Origin of the sequence: Streptomyces hyaluromycini (assembly GCF_002217755.1) — a bacterium.
Lineage (GTDB): Bacteria > Actinomycetota > Actinomycetes > Streptomycetales > Streptomycetaceae > Streptomyces > Streptomyces hyaluromycini.
This window is the reverse complement of sequence record NZ_BCFL01000020.1, coordinates 136,283-162,820: the sequence shown is the minus strand read 5'-3', so window position 1 is coordinate 162,820 and position 26,538 is coordinate 136,283. Positions and strand designations below refer to the sequence as shown.

Annotated in this window: 23 protein-coding genes and 1 pseudogene; 14 read left to right on the top strand and 10 right to left on the bottom strand. The window is 71.5% G+C overall.

Annotation, left to right across the window (positions count from 1 at the left end; all coding sequences use genetic code 11):
- Positions 1–37: 37 nt before the first annotated feature.
- Together SSP29_RS22525 and SSP29_RS22520 are read right to left on the bottom strand one after the other, a co-directional pair.
- Positions 38–1,483, bottom strand: coding sequence for a glyceraldehyde-3-phosphate dehydrogenase (locus SSP29_RS22525; protein WP_089102559.1), 1,446 nt, complete (start codon positions 1,481–1,483; stop codon positions 38–40).
- Between the two features lie 169 nt (positions 1,484–1,652).
- Positions 1,653–2,201: a LysR substrate-binding domain-containing protein gene (locus SSP29_RS22520; RefSeq protein WP_089102558.1), complete on the bottom strand. Its 549-nt coding sequence runs from the start codon at positions 2,199–2,201 to the stop codon at positions 1,653–1,655.
- 32 nt (positions 2,202–2,233) lie between these two features.
- Between SSP29_RS22520 and SSP29_RS22515 the strand changes: the two genes are divergently transcribed.
- On the top strand, positions 2,234–2,563 hold the full coding sequence (locus tag SSP29_RS22515) for a LysE family translocator (protein WP_089102557.1): 330 nt from the start codon (positions 2,234–2,236) through the stop codon (positions 2,561–2,563).
- A gap of 142 nt (positions 2,564–2,705) precedes the next feature.
- On the opposite strand, the gene SSP29_RS22510 is transcribed toward SSP29_RS22515, so the two are convergent.
- Positions 2,706–3,020, bottom strand: coding sequence for a hypothetical protein (locus tag SSP29_RS22510; RefSeq protein ID WP_089102556.1), 315 nt, complete (start codon positions 3,018–3,020; stop codon positions 2,706–2,708).
- Positions 3,021–3,278: 258 nt separating this feature from the next.
- On the opposite strand from SSP29_RS22510, the gene SSP29_RS22505 reads away from it, so the two are divergent.
- Together SSP29_RS22505 and SSP29_RS56130 are read left to right on the top strand one after the other, a co-directional pair.
- Positions 3,279–3,947: a class I SAM-dependent methyltransferase gene (locus tag SSP29_RS22505; RefSeq protein WP_089102555.1), complete on the top strand. Its 669-nt coding sequence runs from the start codon at positions 3,279–3,281 to the stop codon at positions 3,945–3,947.
- 85 nt (positions 3,948–4,032) lie between these two features.
- A pseudogene (locus tag SSP29_RS56130) lies at positions 4,033–4,403 on the top strand (phosphotransferase); the annotation flags it as partial.
- On the opposite strand, the gene SSP29_RS58580 reads toward SSP29_RS56130, so the two are convergent.
- The 4 genes from SSP29_RS58580 to SSP29_RS22485 all read right to left on the bottom strand — a co-directional run bounded on the left by SSP29_RS58580 (position 4,314) and on the right by SSP29_RS22485 (position 9,032).
- Positions 4,314–4,598 carry an FAD-binding oxidoreductase/lyase gene (locus SSP29_RS58580; RefSeq protein WP_368669253.1) on the bottom strand — a complete coding sequence of 95 codons (285 nt, stop codon included), beginning with the start codon at positions 4,596–4,598 and terminating at the stop codon, positions 4,314–4,316. The pseudogene SSP29_RS56130 and the gene SSP29_RS58580 sit on opposite strands and share 90 nt — an antisense overlap.
- 95 nt (positions 4,599–4,693) lie before the next feature.
- Positions 4,694–5,515, bottom strand: coding sequence for a class I SAM-dependent methyltransferase (locus SSP29_RS22495; RefSeq protein ID WP_150134696.1), 822 nt, complete (start codon positions 5,513–5,515; stop codon positions 4,694–4,696).
- A 145-nt stretch (positions 5,516–5,660) separates the two neighbouring features.
- Positions 5,661–8,495, bottom strand: coding sequence for a helix-turn-helix transcriptional regulator (locus SSP29_RS22490; RefSeq protein WP_089102554.1), 2,835 nt, complete (start codon positions 8,493–8,495; stop codon positions 5,661–5,663).
- Between the two features lie 348 nt (positions 8,496–8,843).
- Positions 8,844–9,032 (bottom strand): hypothetical protein, encoded by a 189-nt coding sequence (locus tag SSP29_RS22485; RefSeq protein WP_089102553.1) that lies wholly within the window; start codon positions 9,030–9,032, stop codon positions 8,844–8,846.
- A gap of 161 nt (positions 9,033–9,193) precedes the next feature.
- Between SSP29_RS22485 and SSP29_RS22480 the strand changes: the two genes are divergently transcribed.
- Positions 9,194–10,432, top strand: coding sequence for a hypothetical protein (locus tag SSP29_RS22480; protein WP_089102552.1), 1,239 nt, complete (start codon positions 9,194–9,196; stop codon positions 10,430–10,432).
- A gap of 16 nt (positions 10,433–10,448) precedes the next feature.
- Here the strand turns inward: SSP29_RS22480 and SSP29_RS59105 are convergent, their stop codons facing one another.
- Entirely contained in the window at positions 10,449–12,902 is a 2,454-nt protein-coding gene (locus SSP29_RS59105) for an FG-GAP-like repeat-containing protein (protein WP_145968944.1), read from the bottom strand.
- Between the two features lie 220 nt (positions 12,903–13,122).
- Here SSP29_RS59105 and SSP29_RS22470 point away from each other — a divergent pair, with 220 nt between their 5' ends.
- From SSP29_RS22470 to SSP29_RS22450, 5 genes are read left to right on the top strand one after another with little or no spacing between them, the layout of a single operon-like run.
- Complete coding sequence (locus tag SSP29_RS22470; RefSeq protein ID WP_089102550.1) at positions 13,123–14,319, top strand: exo-beta-N-acetylmuramidase NamZ family protein; 1,197 nt, start codon at positions 13,123–13,125, stop codon at positions 14,317–14,319.
- 57 nt (positions 14,320–14,376) lie between these two features.
- Positions 14,377–15,366: a GNAT family N-acetyltransferase gene (locus tag SSP29_RS22465; protein ID WP_089102549.1), complete on the top strand. Its 990-nt coding sequence runs from the start codon at positions 14,377–14,379 to the stop codon at positions 15,364–15,366.
- Positions 15,363–16,664 carry an ABC transporter substrate-binding protein gene (locus SSP29_RS22460; RefSeq protein WP_245883172.1) on the top strand — a complete coding sequence of 434 codons (1,302 nt, stop codon included), beginning with the start codon at positions 15,363–15,365 and terminating at the stop codon, positions 16,662–16,664. The genes SSP29_RS22465 and SSP29_RS22460 overlap by 4 nt, the downstream gene beginning before the upstream one ends.
- A complete protein-coding gene (locus SSP29_RS22455; protein WP_089102548.1) occupies positions 16,658–17,620 on the top strand; it encodes a carbohydrate ABC transporter permease in 963 nt (320 codons plus the stop codon). The genes SSP29_RS22460 and SSP29_RS22455 overlap by 7 nt, the downstream gene beginning before the upstream one ends.
- A complete protein-coding gene (locus SSP29_RS22450) occupies positions 17,617–18,486 on the top strand; it encodes a carbohydrate ABC transporter permease (protein WP_089102547.1) in 870 nt (289 codons plus the stop codon). The genes SSP29_RS22455 and SSP29_RS22450 overlap by 4 nt, the downstream gene beginning before the upstream one ends.
- 84 nt (positions 18,487–18,570) lie before the next feature.
- Here SSP29_RS22450 and SSP29_RS22445 read toward each other — a convergent pair whose 3' ends face one another.
- The gene (locus tag SSP29_RS22445; protein WP_089102546.1) at positions 18,571–19,176 is read right to left on the bottom strand and encodes a GOLPH3/VPS74 family protein; all 606 of its coding nucleotides are present in this window, start codon (positions 19,174–19,176) and stop codon (positions 18,571–18,573) included.
- 364 nt (positions 19,177–19,540) lie between these two features.
- Between SSP29_RS22445 and SSP29_RS22440 the strand changes: the two genes are divergently transcribed.
- Positions 19,541–20,395 (top strand): PaaX family transcriptional regulator, encoded by an 855-nt coding sequence (locus SSP29_RS22440; protein ID WP_089102545.1) that lies wholly within the window; start codon positions 19,541–19,543, stop codon positions 20,393–20,395.
- An 87-nt stretch (positions 20,396–20,482) separates the two neighbouring features.
- Here the strand turns inward: SSP29_RS22440 and SSP29_RS22435 are convergent, their stop codons facing one another.
- Positions 20,483–20,896 carry a RidA family protein gene (locus SSP29_RS22435; protein ID WP_089102544.1) on the bottom strand — a complete coding sequence of 138 codons (414 nt, stop codon included), beginning with the start codon at positions 20,894–20,896 and terminating at the stop codon, positions 20,483–20,485.
- 140 nt (positions 20,897–21,036) lie between these two features.
- Here SSP29_RS22435 and SSP29_RS22430 point away from each other — a divergent pair, with 140 nt between their 5' ends.
- Genes SSP29_RS22430 through SSP29_RS22415 form a run of 4 tightly spaced genes read left to right on the top strand, consistent with a single transcriptional unit; the run spans position 21,037 to position 26,537 of the window.
- Positions 21,037–21,519: a cupin domain-containing protein gene (locus SSP29_RS22430; protein WP_089102543.1), complete on the top strand. Its 483-nt coding sequence runs from the start codon at positions 21,037–21,039 to the stop codon at positions 21,517–21,519.
- Complete coding sequence (locus SSP29_RS22425) at positions 21,516–22,442, top strand: acyl-CoA thioesterase (RefSeq protein ID WP_089102542.1); 927 nt, start codon at positions 21,516–21,518, stop codon at positions 22,440–22,442. Before SSP29_RS22430 ends, SSP29_RS22425 begins: the two co-directional genes overlap by 4 nt.
- Before the next feature lie 46 nt (positions 22,443–22,488).
- Positions 22,489–24,141 (top strand): AMP-binding protein, encoded by a 1,653-nt coding sequence (locus tag SSP29_RS22420; RefSeq protein WP_089102541.1) that lies wholly within the window; start codon positions 22,489–22,491, stop codon positions 24,139–24,141.
- Positions 24,142–24,152: 11 nt separating this feature from the next.
- Positions 24,153–26,537: a bifunctional salicylyl-CoA 5-hydroxylase/oxidoreductase gene (locus SSP29_RS22415; protein WP_089102540.1), complete on the top strand. Its 2,385-nt coding sequence runs from the start codon at positions 24,153–24,155 to the stop codon at positions 26,535–26,537.
- Position 26,538 lies beyond the last annotated feature (1 nt).

The window sequence follows — 26,538 nt, the reverse complement described above, 5'->3', positions numbered from 1 at the left end:
CGCGCGCAGAGGGGCCGGGCTGCCGGAGACGAGGCGGTCAGACCGCCGGGGACGGGAACGTCGGGTACTCCACGCCCGAGACGTACTGGACGACCCGGACCACCTGGCAGGAGTAGCCGAACTCGTTGTCGTACCAGAGGTAGAGGATCGCGTTGTCGCCCTCCACCTTCAGCGCGCCGGCGTCGACGATCGACGCGTGGCGGGAGCCGATGAAGTCGCTGGAGACCGCGTCCGGGGCGGTGATGAAGTCGATCTGGCGCTTGAGCGGAGAGGTCAGCGACACCTCGCGGAGGTAGTCGAGGACCTCCTCGCGGGAGGCCTCGCGGGCCAGCTGGAGGTTGAGGATCGCGATCGACACGTCCGGCACCGGGACCCGGATCGAGCTGCCGGTGATCCGCGCCTTCAGGTCCGGCAGCGCCTTCGCCACGGCGGAGGCGGCACCGGTCTCGGTGATGACCATGTTGAGCGGCGCGGACCGGCCGCGGCGCTCCGACTTGTGGTAGTTGTCCAGCAGGTTCTGGTCGTTGGTGAACGAGTGCACGGTCTCCACGTGCCCGCGCAGCACCCCGTACTCGTCGGCCATGGCCTTCAGCGGCGGCACGATCGCGTTGGTGGTGCAGGACGCGCAGGACAGGATCTGCTCGTCCGGCTTGACGGTGTCGTGGTTGACGCCGTGCACGATGTTCGGGACGTCGCCCTTGCCCGGCGCGGTCAGGACGACCTTCTCGATACCGGGGCGCAGGTGCGTGGACAGGCCCTCGCGGTCCCGCCACTTGCCCGTGTTGTCGATGAGGATCGCGTTCCGGATGCCGTACTCCGTGTAGTCGACCTGGGACGGGTCGTCGGCGTAGATCACCTTGATCTCGTTGCCGTTGGCGAGGATCGTGCTGTTCTCCTCGTCCACGGTGATCGTGCCCTGGAACTGACCGTGGATGGAGTCGCGGCGCAGCAGCGAGGCGCGCTTGACGATGTCCTCGCCGCCCGCGCCGCGCACCACGATGGCCCGCAGGCGCAGGCCGTTGCCCGAGCCGGCCTTCTCGATGAGCAGCCGGGCGACCAGCCGGCCGATGCGGCCGAAGCCGTACAGGACGACGTCCCGCGGCTCCCGGCGGTCGATCTTGTTGGCGCCGGTGGCCCCGGCGACCTCCTCCGCGGTGAACGCCTCGACGCTCAGGCCCCGGTCGTCGGCCTTGTAGGTCGCGGCGAGCATGCCGATGTCGATCTGGGAGGGGCCGAGGTCGAGCGTGGTGAGCGCCCGCAGGAACGGCATCGTCTCGGTGACCGAGAGCTCGGCCCCGTCGATCTGGCGGGCGAAGCGGTGGGTCTTGAGGATGCTGACCACCGACTTGTTCACCAGGGAGCGGCTGTGGAGGAGGACCGTCACGTCCTGCTCCCGGTGCAGCTTCCCGATGAGCGGGATCATCGACTCCGCGATCTCCTCGCGGTTCTTCCAGTTGGTGAACGAGTCGTCGTTGACAGTCACAGACCTGAATCTCTCGATCGAGCTGGGTGGCGCTCATATGCTAAACCGGCCGGTGAATGATCGATCAAGGGGGTCCGGGTGTGATGCGGGTCGCGATGTTCTGAACCCGTGCGGAAGACCGCGCGAACCCTCCGTGCCGCGTCGGGCCCCTGCCTGGGCGGTCGCTCGCTCACCCCTGTGACGACCAGATGCCCCTCAGGTCGGTGGCCACGTCGAGCAGCAGGGTCCGGAAGACGTCCGCCAGCGGGGTCAGCGCGGTGTCGGACCGGGTCACGGCGTGCAGGTCGCGGTGGAGCGGCGGGTCGGCCAGCGGGCGGTGCGTGGTGCCGGGGACCCGGGTGAGCGCCAGCCGGGAGACGAGCGCCACGCCGTAGCCGGTGCCGACGAGGGCCTGGGCCAGGTCGTACGACGCCGTCTGGAACCGGATCCTGGGGGTGAATCCGGCGCCGATCGCCGCCCGGTCCAGCTGCTCCCGGGCGGCGTGTCCGGCGAGGATGGTCACCCAGGACTCGTCCCGGAGCTGCTCCAGGCGCAGAGGTGTGCCGTCGGGGGACCCGGTGACCAGGGGGTGGTCGTCGGGCAGGACGATGACCATGGGGTCCCGCAGCAGCGTGTGCACTGTGAGGTGCGGGGGCGGCTCCGGGGGAAGCGCCCAGGAGGCGATCACCGCGACGTCGAGTTCGCCCGCGGCGATCCGCTCGACGCCGCGGTCGGACAACCAGGGCGGCGGCGAAGCAGGGCGCCGCCGAGATCGACCCGGGCGGCGGGGCGGACGGCCCCGGCGGTCTCCGGGGCGCGTACGGTGCCGGACTGGGTACGACGCTGGGCAATCCGAAGGCCGGGGTGTTCGCCGTGTCGGTGCTGCCCCAGTTCGTCACGGCCGACGGCCCCGTTCTGCTGAGCAGCATCGCGCTGGGCGTCCTCTGGGCCGTCGTCAACGTCTGCTGGTACCTGCTCTTCACCTGGGCCGTCGGCCGGGGCCGGGCCCTGGTGTCCCGGCCGGCGGTGCGGCGCGCGCTGAACATCGTCACCGGCGTGGTGCTGTGCGGGCTCGGCGTGGCGGTGGCCGGGGGAGTCTGACCGGAGCCGGTGGGTGCTGATCCGGAAGGCACCGTCTGGCGTGTGCGCAACGACCGGTGGCGCCGATCACCACCTCGTGATCGGCGTCACCGGAGGGCTGGTCGTGTTGGTTCCGCGCCCTTGCGGGGCGTTGCCGAGCTGCCTAACGGGGGTTGAAGACCACGCTGGCGAAGTGCACGCTGCCGGACGCCGAGTGTCCGGGGGCGACCCGGTGCGTGGTGCCCTTGCACTTCGGCTTGCTGTAGACGACGAGCGCCTTCTTCGTGGCGTTCTGCGGCCCGCGCGCCTCCTGCGCCATGTCGAGGCACTTGCGGTCCGGCGGGTTCTGGATGGCGTACGCCTTGCCCTTCGGCCCCACCCAGACGAACGTCCCCTCGGCGGCGGCCGCCGGACCCATGGTGATGACGGCGAGGGCAAGCCCGCCGAGAGCGACGGCGAGCGGACGGAGCAGGCGCATCGTGAAGTCCTTCGTGAAGTTCGACAACGGTGAGAACAGGACTGCGGAAACTCCGAACCCCGAGGTCATCACACACCGTCACCGCCCCGGATGCCCCGGCGACACGGAAACGTCCCACGTCCGGGCGATGTTCGTCGGCGTGTCGTGAGGCCGGGTCCGGCCGACGGGGGTGCCGATGCCCGGCCGGACCGTGGGGAACGGCTGTGTGCCAACCGCTTCACAGGCCCCAAGTCCGCCGCGCAGCCCTATCGTTGGCTGATGCGCGCACACCCTGTTGACCGCCCGGCCGATCTCGACGTCGTACGTGAGTCCTACGACCGGGTGGCCGACAACTACGCCCACATGGTCGTGACGACGGGAGTCAGCGACATCCGTAGGCATCCATGGCTCAAGGCGTCGATCGACGCCTTCGCCGACACCGTGCGCGGGCTCGGGCCCGTCCTCGACGTCGGCTGCGGGCCCGGAACGGTGACCGCCTACCTCGCCGAACGCGGACTCGATGTATCCGGGGTGGATCTCTCTCCTCGCATGATCGAGAACGCGCGCCGACTTCATCCGGAGTGCCGCTTCGCCGTCGCTTCCGCCACCGAACTCGACCTCGGTGAAGCGTCTTTGGGCGGTGTGCTCGGGTGGTGGTCACTGTTCAACCTCCCCCGGGACGTCCTTCCCCAGGTCCTCGCCATGTTCGCGCGCGCGTTGAGGCCAGGCGGACACTTCATCACCGGAACACACGTCGGTGACGAGGACGCGGTGCGCACCGAGGCCTACGGAGGCGTACCCGTCCGTTGGACGACACACAAGTGGCGGCCGGAACAACTCGTCAGCCTGATCGAGCAAGCCGGCCTGAACCCGGTCGCCGAACTGCGACTCCCCCCGGAGGAGTACAGCGGGCCCGGTCTGGTCGTCATGGCCAAGCGCCCCGGCTGACGGTCATGGGGAATCAAAGCAGCACAGGCGACGGGGGCCCACAGTGCAGGAGCTCGGATCCGCGGTCGTGCTCGTCACCGGAGTCATGGCGGCAGGGAAGTCCACCGTCGCCCAGCTGCCGGCCGAGCGGCTCCCACGCTCCGTGCACCTGCGCGGTGACAGCTTCCGGCGGATGATCGTGTCCGGTCGCGAGGAGTTCACGCCCCGGCCGACCGCCGAGGCAACGCCTACCTTGGCGCCGTGACGGCGAGGCCCCTGTACCTGGTCGTCCTTGCCCCACGCCGCGAAGCAGTCGCGGCGCGTGAGGCCGGCCGCCACAAGAACGGCTACGGCGGCCCCTGGACGGTCGGCATCCTGGACGACGCACTACACCGGGACACCCCACGCCGTGGACTCTGGCTGGACACCTCGGACCAGACACCCCACCAGACAGTCGATCAAATCCTCGCCGGCCTCGGCCAGCTGGCGCCAGCGGGCGAGCGGAAGGTGGAGGAGGCGCAGCTGGGGGATTCCGGGGCGCTCCCAACGCGACCACGACGACTCCGGGTCGGCGGGCGGCGGCTCCGGATCCCGTTCGAGTACGGTCACGTCATGGCCGTCCCGGGCCAGGAGCAGGGCTGTCTGGAGGCCGCCGAGTGCGGCGCCGATCACGATGACATTCGTCACGAGACTTCTCTTTCCACGGGGGACCGACGACTGCGGAGACGTACCAGCCGGACGCCCCCGGCGTGCCGGGCCGGTATTCGCTAGTCCGCTCGCGCCCAGGCGGCCACCAGATCCGGGAGATAGATCGTCGCCTGGCTCTCCAGACACGCCTTCGCCAGTCGGGTGTGGAGGGTGTCGATGCCGACCTCCCGGGGGTCGGCGATGTCGTTGCGTTCGATGACCGGCATGAGGCTGCTCACGCTTTCGGCTACCAGCGTCACCGCCGCCGAATCCGAGCCGCCGGTCGGCACGGCGCAGGCGACGCCGGGCTCGGAGAGTCCCGCGGCCCGCAGCACCCGGGCCAGCTGTTCGCCCATGTCCGGGTTGCGGCCGCCGGCCGTCAACGCCGCGCTGATCCACTTCTGGCACTGCGTCACCAGAGGAACCTCGGGGAAGGCCCGCAACCGTGACACGTTGAAATCCTGGAACGTCACCAGACCACCCCGGCGGAGAGACCGCGTCAGCCCTTTCACGACCCCCACCGGATCATCGACATGGATCAGGATCAGTCGTCCCACCACGGCATCGACAGGCTCGGGCAGGTCCACATCGGGGAGCACGGCCTGCTCGAAGGCGACGTTGCGCGTCGAGAGCGCCGCGGCGTTCCTGCGGGCGATCGCAAGTACCGCCGGATCCATGTCCACGCCCGTGACATGGCCGTCCGGGCCGACTATGCGCGCAAGGGCGAGAGACACCGCCCCGGTGCCGCAGCCGACGTCGAGGACACGCATCCCCTCCTGCACGCCCGCCGTCCTGAGGAGGTACTCGGTGTGCTCGGCGTACAGCGAATCCTGCACGCCCAGTCTGTTCGACTCCTCAGAGCTCTGCCCCATCACATAGGCCTTCAAGGCCGCTTCCGGCATGCGTGTCCCCTCATCATCCAGAAGTACTGACTCGGAAGTCCGACGATGTGAAGGCACACTCGGGATCAGGCGCCCCGGCGCCCGGTGAACCTTCGGTCGCCTCACCCTACGAACCCGTTGTCAGCGCTGCCTTCGGCCGGATGGCCTAAGTTCGCGGCCGGGGCAGGCCGGTGAGTGCGTCACGGAGTCCGGCCCGGGAGGTGACGTTCAGCTTCGGAAAGACACCGCGAAGATGCGCGGCCACGGTGCGGGGGGACAGGAAGAGCCGGCCGGCTATCTGCTTGTTGGTCAGCCCGGTGGCGGCCAGCTGCGCCACCTGCAGTTGCTGTGGCGTCAGCGTCGCAACCGGATCGGTCCCGGACACCGCCGTCCTGACGGGGTTGCCGCTCGCCCGCAGTTCGTTCGCTGCCCGCGCGCGCCAGGGCTCGGCTCCCAGCCGCCGGAACGTGCTGAGCGCGGCCTCCAGATGCACGACGGCCGAGCCGGCTTTGGCCCTGCGCAGTCGCTCGCCGTAGGCGAGACGGATTCGTGCCCGGTCGAACGGCCACCGTTCCGCGTCGGGGGTGCCGAGAGCCCTCTCGAAAAGGTCGTGATCGATGAAGTCCGTGGTGGCCATGGCCTCGGCGCCATCGGCCGTCATGGCCATCCGCGGCGAGATCGCCGGGATGCCGGTCTCCCTGACCGCCGCGATGTGCCGGGCCGCCTCCGCGTGGCGGCCGGTGCGGGCCGCGGCTTCGGCGAAGTCCATGAAGAGCCACAGGGCATGGGGCATGTACGGTGGCAGCTCGCCAGGGGTGATCACCGACCGCAGATGACGGTATCCCTCTTCGAAGTCCGCGTCGCCGAGCGCGGACAGGGCCCGGATGTGCGAGGCGTAGACACGCAGCAGCCGCAGTCCCCGCGGGTTCGCCCACGACACGAGACGGTCCGCGGTCTCTCCCGCGGTCCGGTCGTCGCCCTGCGCGGCGGCGAGCAGGCCCTCCAGGAACCGGCCCGACCAGGCCGGCAGACCGTAGGCGCGGGAGTCGCACCAGCGCAGACCTTCGGCGGTGAGGTTCCGGAGGGCGTCCCACTGCCCGCTGGCGTAGGCTTCGTACCCCAGGATGAAGAGGGCCTCGATCGCCGAGGTGACGGCTCCTCGGTTCCGGCCGTCGTCGACGACGCGCCTGAGGGCGCTGCGGCAGCCGGGCAGGCGGTCGGTGTACGCGGCCGAGATGGAGGTGCGGAGGATACGCCTGTGGTCCGTCTCCGCGTGGAGGGCGAAGACGAGGCCGTCGAGGGCGTCGAGGACGGCCAGCGCCTTGTGGGCCGGATCGCCGACCGCGCAGTGGACGACCGACAGGAGGTGATCGGAAGTCCGGCGCTGAACGCGTGTGGCGATCCGGTCGAAGGACTGCCAGAACTCCGGTCGGCCGCCGGCGAAGCCCACCAGGATCAGCACGTGCAGTGCCTCGTTGAGCATGTGGTCTTCGGCGGGGCTCGGCCGGGCGTAGCTGTCCATGGCGCCCACGAGCAGCCTGTGCGCGGTGTCCACGTCGCCTTCGCCGTTGATGAGCTCACTCGCCGCTGTCGCCGCGACCGCGAGCGAGTCGGCGCTCACGGGGTCGGCGAGCCTGGCGTCGTCCAGCAGGGCGCGTACGTTGCGCAGGTCGCCGGCGATGTTGGCGCCCAGGCAGGCGGCCTCGGCGAGCATGCGTCCCTTGGCGGTCCCGTCGCTGTTCAGATCGGCGGCGCGGAGCAGCGTGGTGATGGCGCCGACGGCATCGCCGCGGCACAGCGTGCTGTAGGCCACCTCGTGGAGCAGCGAGGCCACCGCATCATCCGGGCCGACGGTCGCGTTGGCCAGGTGGCGGGCCCGGCGTTCGGATCCTTCCGGGCATTCACCTGCCAGCGCGAGATGCGCGCGCCGGCGCTCCGCGATCGTCGACAGTTCCATGACCGCGGAACGGGTGAGCGGGTGCCGGAAGACCAGGCGGCCCGTCGGGGAGTCGACGTGCACCAGTCCGGCCTTCTCGGCAGGACCCAGTTCGGCCAGGGCGTCGAGGCCGCTCGTCGCGCGCTGGAGGATGTGCAGCTCGCCCGAGCCGTCCAGCACGGCGAGCAGGAGCAGATACCGGGTCGGGTCCGGCAGCGCGTCGACCCGCACGGCGAAGACCTTCTTGAGCCGTTCGGACAGTGGCAGCACGCTCGGCAGTGGTCCGCGTTCCGTCTGCTGGGCCTCGTTGAGGGTGACGGGAAGCTCCAGCAGGGCCAGCGGGTTGCCGGCGGCCTCTTCGACGAGCCGCCGGCGGACCCCGGCCGTCATGGCGGGGAACCGCTGAGTCACCAGCTCGTTCGCGGATGCCTCGTCCAGGGGCTGAACCTCGTGCGTGTGTATCCCGGCACCGCTCGGCAGGAAGCCCTCGTGGATCCGGGACGCCGCGAGCAGCACGAGGCGACTGTCGCGGACATAGCGGGCGAGCGTTCCCAGCACCACGGTGCTGGGCCGGTCCAGCCAGGTCATGTCGTCGATGACCAACGCGACGGGCCGGTCCTCGGCAGCGGTACGGGACAGCAGAGCGAGCACGGCGTTCGCGACGGAGAGCAGTTCGGTCGGCGGTTCCTCGGACAGCCCCTGGACCGCTCGGAGCGTCTCCGCCTGCCGTGGCGGCAGGCCGGGGATGCCGTCCGCCAACGGCTGCAGTATCTGGTTCAGGGCCGAGAAGCCGACGCCCTCGTCGAACTGCGAGCCCACCACCCTCAGGACACGAAAGCCCGCCTCGGCCGCTCGCCGCGCCGCGGCGTCCAGCAGCGCGCTCTTGCCCACACCTGCCTCTCCGGTCAGCATCAGCGCGACGCCCTCGGCAGCGGCCGGACCGAAAAGTGCGTCGACGAGCGCCAACTCCGCCGTCCGGCCGACGAGACGATCGGCCTGCTGCGCGTCGGCTGTGCCGGCGAGGCGTTCGCCGCCCCCGCTGTCTGGTGATTCAGGGGATGACATGAAGCCTTCATCGTGATCGGGCCGGACGGCGTCCGAGACGGGAGCCGCGACGAAACGTTCGATGCCCGTGGGGTTTCCCGCATCACATCTCGGAAGCCGGACGTCGATCCGCGCCGGGCGCGTCAAGGCAATTGACCGGAACCGTAACGGCGGCGCACTCCTGAGGTCAAACCGACCGAGCCGCCCGGTGACACCGGCGACGCGGCGGCAACCTTGCAGGTCGCGGCCGCTGCCGAGGCGGCGAACCGGCGCAGGGAGGGCGGGGTGGCCGAGTGCGACGGCCCGGGGGCCGGGAGCACGGCGTGCGGGGCGCCGTCGACCGTGATCCCGTCGTGGCTGCCGGGGGGCTCACACGAAGGCCACCACCAGGGCGACCGCGACGGTGAGGGCCGAGAGCCCGACCATCGCCGTCCGCCACGCGGAGCCCGGCGCCGGCGCCGGGGGTGCCGGGTCGGGGACGTGTCCGCCCAGGTGGGGACTGTCCAGCCAGTAGGCGTCGGACAGTTGGGCGAAGGAGGGAGTGTCGCTGAGGCCCATGCCTGTTCCAACGTCATTGACGCGCACGGGAGTCGGCATGGCCGGTGTCGTCACACCATCGGGGCAATCGGTGCCCCGAACGGGCGCTCCCGCGCACTGGGCAGCGGACGGGGCGATGGTTATAAAGGTGTTGTTGCGCGTTTCACCTTGGGGGGCGGGGGATGGCGCGGTTGGAACCCTTGGAACCGCAGCGGATCGGGGGCGTCTTCCGGGAGTCCGCGCCCGCCGGGATCCGCCTGGCCCTGCGCCTTTCGGGCAGACTGCGTGCGGTCCGGCGCCGGAGCGTCCGGGCGCCGGACGACGAGCGGACCTGGTCCCTCACCGCCAAGACCAAGATCCTGCTGATCAGCCTGGGCTCCTGCGGCACCCTGCTGGGCCTGGCCGAGGCCGCCGGAGCGCTCGGGCCGTCGTCCGGGGACGGCCGGCGGTGGGCCCTGGACTACCTCTTCACCGGCCACGCCGAACTGGGCTGCGCCAGCCTGGCGTTGCTCCAGGACCCGGCCGGTCTCGTCATCCTGGCGGTCGTCTTCGTCACCCCCGTCTTCTGCTGCCAGCAGGTCCAGGCCATCGCCGCCTTCGTGCAGATGAACGAGCGCAACGGAGGAACCGAGAAGCTGCTCGACGAGGAGGTCCGGCGCCTCAACGACCTGGTACGGAAGACCAACCGGTGGTTCCGGTGGCTGGGCCGCCGGTGGGTGTCCCTGGCCCTTCTGCTGGCCATGGCGTGCGGAACGTTCCTGCTGTACCGCTACGTCGACTCCTACGGCCTGATGGAGACCTGGAACCCCACGGACGTCTCCGACACGGCCTGGCGGACCGCGGTGTACGACGGCTGGTGGGGCAACTGGCACCGGCACCCGGAGCTGGCGGTCGCCCTGTGCGCGGCCGGCACCCATGCCTTCTACGTCCTGTCGAAACAGCTCGTCATGGGCGTCGTCTTCACCGTCTACCTGTACCGGTCCGACCTGCTCGGTTTCGGGGTGACCCCGAACATGAGGTACGACAGCGACGGCTTCCAGGGACTGCGCCCGCTGCGCCAGTTCATCCTGTGGACCTACGGCTCTGCCCTCGCCCACATGATCGGCCTGCTGGTCCTCTTCATGGTCTGGCTGCCGGCGCGGCCGTGGATGGTCTTCATCGTGCTGGTCGTGATGCTGGTCGACATGCTCGTGATCGTGTACCCGTCCTCGATCGGCTACCACTCCGCGCTGACCGTGAAGAAGGACCACGTGCGGTACCTGTACGACCACGAACCCCCGGGCGACACGCGCAACGCGGCGATAGCGCAGGTCTGGTCGAAGCCGGTGCTGCCGGTCACGACCCGAAAGGCCACGACCGGCATCTTCCTCTACCTGCTCGCCCCAGCGATCCCGGCACTGGTCCCGCTGCTGTTCCGCTAGGGGACCGGAAGGCGGCTCAGAACAGCGCCTTGTAGCCGAAACCACCGTCGTTGACCAGCACCCGGGTGCCGAACGTGCCCTTCCCGGTGCCGTTCTGCCGGTAGAGACGGTACGCCGTGTCCCGGGCGACCAGGTCGGCCTTGCCGTCCCCGGTGACGTCGCCGGCCCCGAGGACCACGTTGTACGAGGCGCCCCAGTTGGCGGCGATCTTCACGCGCGCGGAGAAGGTGCCGTCGCCCTTGCCGTAGTAGCGGTACAGGTTGTTCGACTTGTCCTGGGCCAGCAGGTCGCCGATGCCGTCGCCGTTGAGGTCCCCGGCGCCGACGACCTTCTTGTAGGTCTTCCAGTTCGCGAACAGCTTCACGCGCGCCGACAGCTTGCCGGCACTGGTGCCCTTGCAGAGGTAGACGGCGCCGGTGGCCGCGTTGCGGGCGATCAGGTCCGGGCGGCCGTCCTTCGTGAGGTCGCCCGGGGAGGTGAGGACGTCGTACTGGTTCCAGCCGCCGGTGGCCAGGGTGGTGTACGACGTCGTCGGCTTCAGCGTGCCGCCGCAGGCCGGCTTGTAGAGGCGCGCCGCACCGCTGCTCAGCCTGACGAGGACGTCGTTGCAGCCGTCGCCGCTCAGGTCGCCGAGGGCCACCGGCCGGATGGTGGTGGGCCAGCCGCTGCCCATCTGCCACACGTAGTTCAACGTGCCGTAGTGGAGCCAGATCCGGCCGCCGCCGTCGAGGGTCAGCAGGTCGCCGGCGCCGTCGGGGAGAGCGCCGGAGCCGTCGCCGTAGTCATGGAAGGCGGGGACCGAGCCGGTCACCTTCAGGACGCCGCTCGCCACGGCGGCCGTGCCCGAGTAGCCCGGCTGGGTGGCGGTCAGGGTCCAGGTCAGGTCGCCGTTGACGGCCCGGGCGCCGGACGTGGTGCGGCCGTTCCAGGAGGTCGCGACCGTGCTGCTGCCGGCGGTGCCGGTGAGGGTGCGCACGGTGCGGCCGACCGGATCGGTGAGGGTGACCTGCCACGCGGTGACCGGGCCGTTGAGCTCCCACTTCGGCTCCCAGGACGAGGTGTTCCGGAAGTTCACCGTCGCGGGCACGGACGACGAGCCGACCGCGAGTCTCGGGAACGTGGTGCGGGATCCCGAGAGGCCGGCCGACCCGGTCCACACCGCGGTGGCGTCGGTGAGCGAACCGGCCGCGATGCGGGCGTGGTTGATGGCGGTGAGCGGGCCCTGGACCGTGCGGGCGGCCGTCCAGATGTTCCTCTCGCCGTCGAGTGTGGCCTCCATCAGCCGCTTGGCGGAAGCACTCGCGCCGTTCTCGCGCCACAGGGCGTGGACCGACCCGTCCGCCGCCATGGCGGTCCGGACCTCGTAGGCGTCGGAGACGGGGCCGGTGGAGAGGGTGGAGGAGGCCGTCCACGTCGAGTCGGCGTAGCGGGTCACGGTGCGCACCGCGCCCGCCGCCGGGTCGGCCCAGACGACGGTCGCGTTTCCGTTCGGAGTGACCAGCGGCTCGGGATCCCCCTCGGCACCGACACCGCTCACGAGGGCGGTCGCGGCCCCCCACGCGGAACCCGCGTCCTGGCGGCGTACCAGCTCCAAGGTCTGGGCCGTGGCCGTTCCGAACCGCCACAGCAGGTCGATCGAGCCGGACGCGTCGGTGGCCAGGGCCGGATGGGCGGAGTCGGCGAGCGGATTGCTGCTCAGCTGGGCCGGGGTCTGCCAGGTGCCGCCGTACGGCCGGGCGGTGGTCATCGCGTAGGCCGTCTTGTACGACTCGTCCTCCATCGCGTACGCCACGACGAGTCCGCCGTACGCGTCGACCGCGATCTGGGGGTTCGTGGCGTCGACGTCGCCGTAGGCGCCGGCGTGCCTGGCCGCGTCGCTGACCTGTTCCGCGGCGGCCCAGGTGCCGTCGGTGCCGAGGGTGGCGGCATACACCTCGGAGGAGTCCGAGTAGGTGTACGGGGTGGCGGTCCAGACGGCGGCGACCTGGCCGTTCGGGCCCTGCGCGACATCGATCTGGGACAAGGTCAGCTTGTTGTCGCCGTCGAACAGTTCATGGGGCGACGACCAGGTGCCGGCGGTCAGCACCGAGCCGAGCAGCCGGTAGCCGTTGTCGACCCACAGCACGGCGACCGTTCCGTCGGTCCGCGTCACCAGCCGTGCCTCGGAGATGGCCGTGCCGCTGAACCGGACCGGCGCGCTCCAGGTGTCGGTGCCGGCGGCGCGTGTGGCGGTGTACAGCGTCTGGCTGCCGTCGGTCCAGGCGGCCACGGCGCCGCCGTCGGGACGGACGACGACGTCCTGCGGCACGCTGTAGGCGGCGGACAGCGGGACGGCGGTGTTCCACGGCGGCACCGTGCTCAGGTCCGTGGCGGCGGCCGGCAGCGCAGTGCCCCCGAGGGCCAGCGAGACGGTGACGAGTGCGGTGGCCGTGGCGCGCAGGCGGCCCGACGGCATGGCAGATCTGCCCATGTGCGTGTTCCCTCCCCGTGGGGGGCGCTTGACCCCTGATGCGCAGCTTAGGAGGCAAGTGAGGGAACGGTGAAGGCAGTTGATCAGATGGTGGACACGCGTGGGCGGGTGACGCAGGGGGCGCATGAGCCGTCGGCGATTCACTGCCGGAATTATGGGACATAAGAGTAAATTCCTGACCGTTGCGTGGAAGAGGTGTCACCGGCAGACGGAGCAGGGAATGAGCACGGACGACCGCGTCGCGGTGACGACCGGGATCGCACGACTGCACGCGGCACCCGGACTCGCCGGGCCCGGCCGCTTCGGGCTGGTGACCAACCACACCGGAGTCCTCTCCGACCTGCGTCCGGCCGCACCCGCGCTGCTCGCGGCCGGCGCGCCGCTGGTCGCCCTGTTCGGTCCCGAACACGGGCTGCACGGGACCGGCCAGGCCGGCGAGAGCGAGACCGCCCGGACGGACCCCGACACGGGCCTGCCGGTGCACGACACCTACCGCTGCGACGGCGAGCGACTCGACAAGCTGCTGATCGACAGCGGCGTCGACGCCCTGGTCCACGACCTCCAGGACATCGGTGCCCGGTGCTACACCTACGTGTGGACCATGTTCGACCTGATGGTCTCGGCGGCCCGCACCGGAATCCGGTTCGTGGTCGCGGACCGCCCCAACCCGCTCGGCGGACTCGTCAGCGAGGGCCCGCTGCTCGAACCGGCGTGGGCCAGCTTCGTCGGGCGTGCCCCCGTCCCCCTGAGGCACGGCCTGACCTGCGGCGAACTCGCCCGGTGGCTGAACGCCTCGGCCGTGCCCCGGGCGGCAGGCCGCGCAGCCGACCTGACGGTGATCGAGGCCCTCGGCTGGCGGCGCGCCATGGACGCCCACGCCACCGGGCTGCCCTGGATCGCGCCCTCGCCGAACATCCCGACGCCCGCCACCGCCACCGTGTACCCCGGCACCTGCCTCTTCGAGGGCACGAACCTCTCGGAGGGCCGGGGCACCACCCAGCCCTTCGAGATCGTCGGAGCCCCCTACCTCGACGCCCGGTTCGCGCCCGCGCTCGCCGAACTCGGCCTGCCCGGGGTGCACTTCCGCGACCTGCGGTTCGTACCGGCCGTCCACAAACACGCCGGACGTCCCCTGCGCGGGGTCCAGCTGCACATCACCGACCGCACGGCGTTCGCGCCCGTGCGCACCGCCGTCGCGATGCTCGCCGTGCTGCGGCGGCTGTACCCGGACGACTTCGCCTGGCACACCACGGACGGCGGCGCCGAGGGGACCGGACACCGGCACTTCGTCGACCTGCTGTGGGGGTCCGACCGGCTGCGGCGCGCCGTCGACGCGGGCGAGGACCCGCTGCCGCTGTGCGATCCGCCGTCCCCGCCCGCCCGATGGGCCGGCGACGACGCGCTGCTCTACCCCTGAGGCCCGCTGCTCCACCCCCCTGAGACCCGCCGCTCCGCTCGGAAGGACAACCCGTCGATGACCGATCTCACGACTCTCACGACGACGAACCGGGCCGGGATCCGCGGCTTCCGCGCGGGCGACGGGCCGCGGATCGTGGCCGCGTGGCGGCGGAGCGCGCCGGCCGACCCCATCACCCCGGACCGCTTCCGCTCCCTGGTCCTGCTCGACCCCAACTTCGACCCGGAGGGGCTGCGGATCGCCGTGGACGGCGAGCGGGTCGTCGGCGCCGCCTACGCGGTGCGCCGGCTGACCCCGATGGCCGGCACCGACCTGGAGCCGGAGCAGGGCTGGATCCCGTTCTTCTTCGTCGACCCGGACGCCCGCGGGCGCGGCCTCGGCCGCCGGCTGCTCACCGAGGCCCTCGACTGGCTGCACGGCCACGGCCGTACCCGGGTGGACTTCTCCTCGTACACCCCGAACTACGTCTTCCCCGGCCTGGACGCCGAGGCCTACCCGGAGGCGGCCGGGCTCCTCGACTCCCTGGGCTTTCGCACCCTGTACGAGGCGGCCGCGATGGACCGAGTCCTGGTCGGCTACCGCCTCCCGGACGACATCGCGCTCCGGGTGGCCGAACTGACCGCGCGGGGCTACCGGTTCGCCACCCCGGCCGACGACGACCTGGTGGACCTTCTCGCCCTCGCCGGGGGCCACTTCGGGCCGGACTGGGCAGGCACGATCCGGGCGTGCCTGACCGCGGGGACGCCGCTCGACCGGATCGTCGTGGTCCGCGATCCCGGGGGCCGCATGGTCGGCTGGGCGATGCACGGCGCGTTCGACTCGGTGGACGAGCGGTTCGGCCCGATCGGCGTGCTGGAGGAGATGCGCGGCACCGGACTCGGCGAGGTCCTGCTCCATCTGGTCCTGGAGCGGATGCGGGCGCTCCGCGCGCACTCCGCGTGGTTCCTGTGGACCGGCGCGCAGTCCCCGGCGGGCCACCTGTACCGCAAGAGCGGCTTCACCACGACCCGGGTGTTCAAGGTGATGCGCAGGGAGGCCGCCCGGTGACACCGTCACTGAGCCGGCGTCACTTCGCGCTCGCGCTGCCCTCGGCGCTGCTCGCCGCCGGCTGCGCCGCACCGCACCAGGGCACCGGGCGGCCCGGCGATCCGGTCGTCCTCACCCTGCTCTCGCACTACGCGAGCGGGGAGTTGAAGAAGGCCCTGCAGGGTCCGGTGGACGAGTGGAACGCCCTGCACGACCGGGTCAAGGTGCGGACGAAAGCCGTCGAGTTCACCGACCTGCTGACCACCTTCATGGTCCGGCAGGCGGCGGGCCAGGGCACGGACATCCTGCACCCGTACTGCCTGTGGAACGGCCAGCTCGTCCGGGCCGGCGTGCTGCGGCCGGCGCCGCCCGAGCACGCCGAGGAGATCGGCCGTGCCTACGGCGCCGCCGCAGTCGGCTCCTCGTCGGTCGGGGGCAGGGTCTACGGCTACCCCACCGAGATGCAGACGTACGCCCTCTACTACAACAAGCGGCTGCTGCGCGCGGCCGGCCTCGACGGCCCGCCGCGCACCTGGCCGGAGCTGGAGGAGGCCGCGTACCGCACCGCCCGGCAGGACCGGTACGGCAACACCCTGGTCCAGGGGTTCGGCCTGTCGACCTTCGACGACTCCACGACCGTCGGCCAGACCCTCGCCCTGCTCAACGCCGCAGGCGGGCGGTTCGTCTCGGCGGACGGCAGGAGCACCGCCATCGACTCGCCGGCCGGCCGCGCCGTGTTCGACCTGGAGCGCCGCCTCGTCGACAGGGGCGCGAGCGCCCCCGGCGTCAACGTCTACCAGGCGTTCGCCTCCGGACAGGTCGCCATGGTGATCAGCGCCGGCTGGTGGACCACGAACCTCAAAGCGCTGATGGGAACCGCCTACCGGGAGGTCGGCGTCGCCCCCGTGCCGCTCCCCGAGGCGGACGGCAGACGGGCCACGCTCTCCACCGGCTTCATGCTCGGCGTCAACACCGCCAGCGAACACCCGTGCGAGGCCTGGGAGTTCCTGCGCTGGCTCAACGCCGACAAGGTGCGCGGCACGACCCGGATGAGCGCTCTCCAGGCGTCGGTCGGCTCCCTGACCGGCCGCGCCGACGACATGCGCAGGCTCCTCGGCACCGGCGGCGACCCGAACCTGCACCCGTTCCTGGACGCGCTGGCCTACGCCGTACCCGAACCGAACGTGCCCGGCGCGCAGCAGGCCAAGTCGCTGCTGCGCAAGAACATCGAGGCGCTGTGGACCGGTCAGCAGACGGTCGACGAGGCCCTGCGCTCCACCCGCCGCCAAGTCGACCAGGAGGTGTCGCGGTCATGGTGAACGCCACCCTGGCACCGGAGTCGACCGAACGGGCGGCGCGCGACAGGTCCGCCGGCCTCGGAGTCCGTGTCCGCGCCCGGCGCCGGCGCCGCCAGGCCGTCGTCGCCTACCTCTTCCTGGCGCCGACGCTCCTGTTCTACGCCGTCTTCCTCGCCCTGCCGCTCGGCTTCGCGGTGCTGCTGTCGACGTCCCGCTGGGCCGGGTTCGACCTCGGCGACATCGACCCGGTCGGCCTGGACAACTTCGCCGGCCTGTTCGCCGACGGCTCGACGTTCCTGGCCCCGATCCTCACCAACACGCTGCTCTTCGCCCTGGGCACGGTGGCCCTCGCCCTCGCCGGCTCCGTGCTCGTCGCCACCTGCATCGACAGGCTGCGGTTCCAGGGCCTGTGGCGCACCCTGTACTTCCTGCCGATCGTCACGACCGTCGTCGCCGTCGGCAACGTCTGGAAGTACATGTACCAGCCGGGCGGCCTCGTCAACGGTGTCCTCAACGCCGTCGGGCTCGGCTCGGTGGCCTTCCTCCAGGACCCGGACACCGCGCTGCCCTCGGTCGTGGTCGTGCAGGCCTGGGCCTCCGTCGGCTCGGCGATCCTCGTCCTGACCGCCGGGCTGAAGTCCGTCCCCGAGTCGTACTACGAGGCCGCCGCGCTCGACGGCGCCGGGCCCGTGACCGTCTTCTGGCGGATCACGCTGCCGCTGCTGCGGCCGTCCCTGCTCTTCGTGTGCGTCACCCAGTTCCTCACCGGCCTCCAGTCCTTCGCGCTGATCATCGTGATGACCAAGGGTGGGCCCGGGGATGCCACCGACGTGGCCGCCCTTGAGATGTACCGGCAGGCCTTCTCCTACGGCGACTGGGGCACCGCGAGCGCCGCAGCCTTCGTGCTGTTCGCGGTGGTCCTCGCGGTCACGCTGGTGCAGTTGTGGCTCTTCCGGCGCAAGGGGGAGGACGCGTGATCCGCCGCCGGTTCCCGTGGCTGTCGTATCTGCTGGTGGTCACCGGTGCGGTGCTCACGGTGGTGCCGTTCGCCGACATGCTGATGACGTCCTTCAAGGGACCGGACGAGGCCGGCACGCTGCCGTACCGGTTCCTGCCCAGGGCGTTCGACCTGTCCAACTACCGGGCGGCGATCCACCAGCTCGACCTTCCGGTGCTCTTCCGGAACAGCGTCGTCGCGACGGCCACGATCACCGGGTCGGTGCTGCTCACGTCGTCGCTCGCCGGCTACGCGCTCGCCAAACTCCGCTTCCCCGGCCGGGACTTCGTCTTCCGCCTCGTGCTGTCGACGATGATGTTCCCGCCGTTCCTCTTCTTCATCCCGCACTTCCTGATCCTGGTGCACTGGCCGCTGGCGGGCGGCAACGACCTGCTCGGGCGCGGCGGCGCGGGACTGACCGTCAGCATCGTGGCGCTCGCCATGCCGTTCCTCGTCAGCAGCTTCGGGATCTTCCTCACGCGCCAGTTCATGGTGTCGATCCCGGACGAGGTCCTGGAGGCCGCGCGCATGGACGGCGCCGGCGAGTTCACCGTGTGGTGGCGGATCGTCGTCCCGCAGACCAAGCCGGTCCTGGTCACCCTCGGCCTGCTGACCTTCGTCGACGCCTGGAACGAGTACATCTGGGCCCTGCTCGTCTCGACCGCCAACCCGGACGTGATGACCCTGCCCGTCGGCATCCAGTTCCTCCAGGACTACGTCGACCCGACCCGCACGCTGCCCATCGTCATGGCCGGCCTGGTCCTGAGCGTCCTGCCGGTCCTGGTCCTCTTCCTGCTGCTCCAGAAGTACTACATCCGGGGCGTCATGCTCAGCGGCCTCAAGTGAGGGCCGGCGTCGGGAGCGGGCGAACGGCCACCCGGTGGTGCCGTTCGCCCGGACGGCGGGCAGGACAGCCGCGAACGGCGACCGTCACAGGCCGCGCCAGACGTTGTCGAAGGCCGCGTCCTCGATCTCCCGGCGCTGGCGTACCGCGGCGAGCTCCGTCACGGCGTCGTTCACCGCGGCCACCACCGTCACGGTCGCCTCGGGGGCCGCCCCCGTCAGGTCCTTGGCCGCCTCGCCCTGGATCCCCACGGCGGCCGCGAGGGCGGCGAGCACGGGCTCGCCCGACGCCCAGCGCTCGTGCGCCCGGCCCCGCTCGGGCGAGTCGGCCGGCTCCGTCCGGCCGGTCGGCAGCGGCAGCCAGCGCCGCCGCTGCCGGGCGACCGTCCCGTCCGCCTCCAGGGCGTCGAGATAGGCGGCACCGAGGCCGCGCCCCCGCCGCCACAGCCAGTCCTCGACCGACTCGTACGGCGTCTCCCGCCGTAGCGCCGCCACCGCCTCGTCGAGCAGCCGGTCACCCGTCCCGCCCGCTGTCGCGGGCACGATGAGTTCGCCGTCGAGCGCGGCCGCCCCGGCGTCGACGAGATCGACCAGCTCGGCTCCCGCGAGCGCCAGCGAGAGGTCGCCCTGTTCGACGGGCCGGGCGGCGGCGTCGTACACGGTGACGAGGAACAGGTCCCGGGGTGTGGTCATGTCGGACTCCCCAACAGAGACGACGAAGGCACCAGAGATATCTGGGGCCAAAGGGCTATCAGGCGTATCAGACGTACCAGAGACAACGGTGGCGCAGGTGAATACGATGCCCCGGCCGGGCGCCTCGCAGTCTCCCGCCCTTCGGCCGGACCGGTCATCTCGGCTGGTCTCCGCCGCCCGGCCGGTCGCGCGGGACGCCGCCGTGCGTGCCGTACCACCACCATCTGCCGTCGGGAGGCGACCCGCAGCACGACGCGGGCGGGCCGGACCCCGCAGCGGCGATCCGCACCGCCGGTGCGGCACCCGTACGCACGATAGGCTGCTGCGCGATCAGAAGGGTGACATTCGCCGGAGGTGGGTGGGCATGACAGCGCACGTCGAGCCGTCGACCGCCGTCGGCGCGGGCGGCCGGGACAGCCGGCTGGGCCCGCTGATCATCACCCTCTTCGCGCTGTACGCGCGCCGTGAGCACAACTGGCTCTCCGTCGCCTCCGTGATACGCCTCATGGCCGACCTCGGTGTGGAGGGGCAGGCCGTGCGCTCGGCGGTCTCCCGGCTGAAGCGGCGCGGGGTGCTGCGCGGCGAGCGCCACGAGGGCGCCGCCGGGTACGCCGTCTCCGAGGGCACCCTGGAGGTGCTTGAGGACGGCGACGTGCGCATCTTCGAGCGGAACCGGGCCGCGGCCGGCGACGGCTGGCTCGTCGTGGTGTTCTCCGTGCCCGAGTCCGAACGCGACAAGCGGCACGCCCTGCGCACCGCCCTGACCCGCCTGGGCTTCGGCACCGCGGCCCCCGGCGTGTGGGTGGCGCCCGGCATCCTGGCCGACGAGACCCGCCGCACCCTGCAGCGCCTCGGGCTCACGCCGTACGTGGACATCTTCACCGGCGACCACTTCGCCTTCGGCGACCTGTCGGCGAAGGTCCGCGAGTGGTGGGACCTCGACGAGCTCGGTGCGCTCTACGCGGACTTCCTGGAGCGGTACCTGCCGGTGCGCGAGCGTGCGGCGGCGGGCGAGATCCCGGCCCGGGAGGCGTTCGGGATCTATCTGCCGATGCTCACCGAGTGGCGCCGGCTGCCCTACCGCGACCCCGGGCTGCCGCTGTCCCTGCTGCCGCCGGGCTGGATGGGTGAAACCGCCGGCGCGCTCTTCGAGGAACTCGACAGGACGCTCCGGGAGCCCGCCCGCGCACACGCCCTGGCGGTCATACACAGCCGTTAGGGCACCCGGCAGCGGCATCTGCCCGGATCGCCACGGCACCGGCGGCCCGGCATCCGGCATCCGGCGGCCGGCGCCCCGGCCCGGCGCCTACGGCCTGATCAGCCGCTCCTCCGGGATCACGGCCACGCCGAGGATCTCGATCATCGCCTCCGGCTGCCACAGCGCGGTGCAGCCGATGCCCGCCATCGCCGGGTACACCGGCCCCGCCAGCTCCCGCCACACCCTGCCGATCTCCTTGCCGTGGGCCTGGTAGTCGGGGATGTCGGTGAGGTAGATCGTCACACTCACCAGGTCCTCCGGCTCGCCTCCGGCCGCGCGCAGCGTGGTCAGCACATTGCCGAACGCCTGGCGGAACTGCTCGACGATGCCACCCGGGACGATCTTCATATCGGCGTCGAGTGCGGTCTGGCCGCCCAGGTGGAGCGTGTTCCCCGCAAGGGTTCCGTGCGAGTAGCCGCTCGGGGCGGGCAGGTCGGGCGGGTTCACGGCGACGGGAGTCATCAGGCCTCCGGTTCGGTGGTGTCCGGCTCCGGCCGCACGGCCGGGCGTATTGACAATAAATGACGGCCGTGAAAAATACGAGATAGAGCACGCGGTCCGGTTCCGGACCCCGGCGAGCCCACGGAAACGGAGTCGATTCCATGGAGCCTGACCTCGGCAAGTACCGGCTTGAGGGCGACAACGCGATGTACCGGCTGCCCAGCGGCCTCGTCGCCCCGGTCGTGACCCGGGCCGGCCAGGAGGACGTCAACACCGCCGACTCGGGCGGCGCCGTCCGCGTGTCGGGCGTCAGCGCCCGGCACACCCCGGCGCGCCGCCTGTGGTACGGCAAGGTCAGCAACGAGCCCGGCTACCGCTCGGTCTCCCACCACCACGGCGAGGCCGAGACCGGCGGCTACGTCCTGTCGGGCCGGGCCCGGATCTACTTCGGCGAGAAGTTCGAGGACTACCTCGACATGGAGGAGGGCGACTGGGTCTTCGTCCCGCCGTTCATGCCGCACGTCGAGTGCAACCTCTCCCGCACCAAGCCACTGGTGTGGATGACCACCCGGACCCCGGAGAACATCGTGGTGAACCTGCCCGACGTGGCCGACACCGACCTGCGCGACTGGCTGAACCGATGACCGGCGCGCCGACCGGCCCGTCCGGCGAGACCGCCCCGACCTCCGCGATCGTCACCGCGGCCCTCACCCTGAAGCCCGCCCCGACCGAGCACTTCGACCTCGCCTTCACCGCCACCACCCAGCCCTGCCCCTGGCCCAAGGCCTACGGCGGCGACCTCGTCGCCCAGGCCGCCGCCGCGGCGATGCGCTCGGTGACCGACGGCAAGACGCTGCACTCCATGCACAGCTACTTCCTGCGCCCGGCCGACATCGGCGCCGAGGTCCGCTACGAGGTGGAGGTACTGCGCGACGGCCGCGGCTACAGCACCCGCCAGGTGCGCGGCTACCAGAACGGCAAGGCGCTGTACGTCTGCCTCGCCAACTTCGCGGCGGGGGAGCCGGGTTCGTCCTTCCACACCGAGTTCGCCGAGGATGTTCCCGGCCCCGAGACGCTGCCCGGTTCGGCCGCGTACCTCGCCGAGCGCACCGGCGGCACCATGACCACAGAATCCAAGGCCTACTGGAGCGGCGGCCGCGGCTTCGACATGCGCCACGTACCCGGCCCCGTCTACCTCACCGTCGACGGCGAACGGCTGCCCCACCAGGCCGTCTGGGTACGGCCGTTCGACGCGCTCCGCCCCGTCGAGGGACTCACCGACGCCCAGCGCGACCTCGCCGCCCTCGCCTACGTCTGCGACTACACCATCCTCGAACCCGTGCTGCGCGTCCTCGGCCTGGCCTGGGCCGACCCCGGCCTGATCACCGCCAGCCTCGACCACGCCATGTGGTTCCACCGCCCCGCACCGGTCGACGACTGGCTGCTCTACGCCCAGGAGGCGGTGGCCGCCGACGCGGGCCGCGGACTGGGCAGCGGCCGCTTCTTCACCCGCGACCACCGCCACCTGGCCACCGTGGTCCAGGAAGGCATGATCCGTCCCGCCTGAGCCGCCCGCCGCACACCACCGGCGGGCTCCCGGAAGGAACCCCGCGTTGGCTCTTCCGCTCTCACCCACCTCGCACCTGGACACCTTCGCCCGGGACCACCTCCCGCCCGCCGGACTGTGGCCCACCATCGAGTTCACCACCCCCGAACTGACCTACCCGGACCGCCTCAACGCGGCCGGCGAACTCATCGACGCGGCCGTCGAACGCCACGGCCCCGACCGCCCCGCCCTGCGCACCCCGGCCGGGGAAGTGTGGACGTACGGCGAACTGCGCACCCGCGCCAACCAGGTCGCCCAGGTGCTCACCGCGGACCTTGACCTGGTGCCGGGGCAGCGTGTGCTGCTGCGCGCGCCCAACACCCCCTGGACGGTGGCCTGCTGGCTGGGTGTCCTGAAGGCCGGCGGGGTGGTGGTCACCACGATGGCCGCGCTGCGCGCCCGGGAGATCGTCCCGATCGCCGAGCGCACCGGGCCCGCGCTCGCCCTCGTGGACCACCGCTTCACCGACGAACTCCGCACCGCGCTGCCCGGCCTGCGGGCGGTCGAGTACGGCGGGACCGACGACGGCGACCTGGTGGCCCGGTGCGCCGCGAAGTCCGGCGAGTTCACGAACGTCGACACCGCCGCCGACGACGTGGCACTCCTCGGCCCGACCTCGGGCAGCACCGGTGTTCCGAAGATCACCATGCACTTCCACCGGGACATCCTGTCCATCGACAACACCTTCGGACGGCACGTCCTGCGGCTGCGGCCGGACGACCTGGTCGCCTGCACCGCACCGTTCGCCTTCACCTTCGGCCTCGGCATGCTCGTCGTCTTCCCGCTGCGGGCCGGCGCCTGCGCCCTGCTCACGGAGACGGCGACACCGCTCCAGCTCGCCGACCTCGTGGAGAAGCACGGCGTCACCGTCCTCGCCACCGCACCCACCGCCTACAAGGCCATCGTGCGCGACGGCAAGGAGCGCCAACTGGGCAGTCTGCGGACAGGGGTGTCGGCCGGCGAACACATACCGCTCAGCACCTGGGAGGAGCTGCGCGACCGCATCGGGCTGAGGGTGATCGACGGCATCGGCGCGACCGAGCTGCTGCACATCTTCATCTCGGCCGCCGGCGACGACATCAGGCCCGGCGCGACGGGCCGGCCGGTGCCCGGCTACCGGGCCACGATCCTCGGCCTCGACGGCGAGGAACTCGGCCCGGGAGAGCCGGGCCGGCTCGGCGTCATCGGCCCGGTGGGCTGCCGCTATCTCGACGACAAGCGGCAGCTGGACTACGTCGTCAACGGCTGGAACGTCACCGGAGACATCTTCCACCGCGACGAGGACGGCTACTTCCACTACCACGCGCGCAGCGACAACATGATCGTCTCCTCCGGGTACAACATCGGCGGCCCCGAGGTGGAGGCCGCCGTCGACACCCACCCGGACGTCGTCGAATCGGCGGTCGTGGCCCGGCCCGATGCGGAGCGCGGCTCGGTCGTGTGCGCCTTCGTGGTACTGCGCGAGGGCGTCACCGGGGACGCGGCGAAGGCCAAGGAGATCCAGGACCACGTCAAGCAGATCCTGGCGCCCTACAAGTACCCGCGGGACGTGCGCTTCCGGGACACCCTGCCGCGCAACACGAGCGGCAAGCTCCAGCGGTTCGCCCTCCGCAGGATCATCGAACAAGAGCAGGCCGCCGAGCCGGTCGCCGAGCAGTGAGAGGAACTCCGGTGAAAATCGCGATCATCGGCGGTGGCCCGGGCGGGCTCTACCTCGCGGCATTGATGAAGCAGCTGGACCCCGCCCACGAGATCACCGTGTGGGAACGCAACGCCCCCGACGACACGTTCGGCTTCGGCGTGGTCTTCTCCGACGAGACGCTCGGTGGCATCGAGAACGCCGACACCGTCTTCGCCGAGGCCATGGCCCGCCGCTTCGCCCGCTGGACGGACATCGACATCCACTACCGGGGCGAGAGCCACACCGTCGGCGGCCAGGGCTTCGCCGCGATGAGCCGCAAGGAACTCCTGCGCCTCCTCCAGGAGCGCTGCCGCGAACTGGGCGTCACCCTGCGCTTTCGCACCCTCGCACCCGAGGTGGCCGAGCTGCGCGCCGCGTACGACCTCGTCGTCGGCGCGGACGGCGTCAACTCCGGTGTGCGCACCGCCTGTTCGGACGTCTTCGGCCCCTCGCTGGACCGGCGGCACAGCAAGTACATGTGGCTGGGCACGGACCGGGTCTTCGAGGCCTTCCAGTTCTTCGTCAAGGAGACGGAGTGGGGGGTCATGCAGGTCCACGGCTACCCCTACTCCGACGCCGGCTCGACGTTCATCGTGGAGATGCACGAGGACGTCTGGCGCCGGGCGGGCTTCGACGCCACCGAGGACGCCGCGTTCGCGCCGGGCGTCTCCGACGAGCACGCCGTGTCCCGGATCCGCGAGCTGTTCGCCGCGGAACTCGACGGGCACCAGGTGTTCGCGAACAACTCCAAGTGGCTGAACTTCACCACCGTGCGCAACCGGCGGTGGCACCACGAGAACCTGGTCCTGATCGGCGACGCCGCCCACACCGCCCACTTCTCCATCGGCTCCGGCACCAAACTGGCCATGGAGGACGCCCTAGCCCTCGCCGCCTGCCTGCACGAACACCCGGAGGCGGAGAGCGCGTTGAGCGCGTACGAGAGCGAGCGGCGGCCGGTGGTGGAGTCCACGCAGCGGGCCGCGCAGGCCTCACTGGAGTGGTTCGAGAACATCGGCATGTACGCGCGCCAGGAACCCACCCAGTTCTGCTTCAACCTCCTCACCCGCTCCCGCCGCATCACCTACGACAACCTGCGCACCCGCGACGCCGAGTTCGCCGACCGCGTCGACACCGCCTTCGCCGCGGCGCAGGGTCTGAGCGGCCGGGCCCCCGCGATGTTCCAGCCGTTCCGGATCGGCGGACTGGAGCTGAAGAACCGGGTGATCGTCTCCCCGATGGACATGTACTCCGCCGTCGACGGGGTCCCCGGGGACTTCCACCTCGTCCACCTCGGCTCGCGGGCCATGGGCGGGGCGGGCCTGGTGATGACGGAGATGGTCTGCGTCTCGCCCGAGGGCAGGATCACCCCCGGTTGCACCGGCCTGTGGAACGACGCCCAACGCGACTCCTGGACCCGCGTCGTGGACTTCGTGCACGCCAACAGCACCGCCCGCATCGGCCTCCAGCTCGGCCACTCCGGCCGCAAGGGCTCGACCCGCCTGATGTGGGAGGGCATGGACGAACCGCTCCCGGACGGCAACTGGGAGACCGTCGGCCCCTCCCCACTGCCCTACGGCCCCGGCTCACCCGTACCCCGCGAGCTCACCCGGGCCGACCTGGACCGGATCAGGGACGAGTTCACGGCGGCGGCCCGGCGCGGCGCGGACGCCGGCTTCGACCTCCTCGAACTCCACTGCGCCCACGGCTACCTGCTCTCCTCGTTCCTGTCGCCGATCGCCAACCACCGCACCGACGCGTACGGCGGAACGCTGGAGAACCGGCTGCGCTACCCCCTGGAGGTCTTCGATGCCGTCCGCGCGGTCTGGCCCGCCGGACGCCCCGTGATCGTGCGGATCTCCGCCACCGACTGGATGCCGGACGGCAACACCGAGCACGACGCGGTCGAGATCGCCCGCGCCTTCGTCGCCCACGGCGCGGCCGGCGTCGACGTCTCCACCGGCCAGGTCACCAAGGACGAGCGGCCCGCCTACGGCCGCTCCTACCAGACCCCGTTCGCCGACCGGATCCGGCACGAGGTCGCCGCCGCCACCGGGGCGGCCGTCATCGCCGTCGGCGCCATCGCCTCCTACGACGACGTCAACTCCATCCTCCTCGCCGGCCGCGCCGACCTGTGCGCCCTGGGCCGTACCCACCTGTACGACCCGCACTGGACCCTGCACGCGGCCGCCGAGCAGGAGTACCGGGGAGCGGCCGCCGAGTGGCCCGCCCAGTTCCGGGCCGGCCGCCGCAAACCCCCCACCGCACGCACCGACGCCGTCCGCCCCCGCCTGTCGCTGCTGCGGGCCGGACAGCCGGGGGAGAGCGTCCATCTGCGGTGGAAGCCCGCGGGGGAGGGGCTGCCGGCGGTGCGGTGAC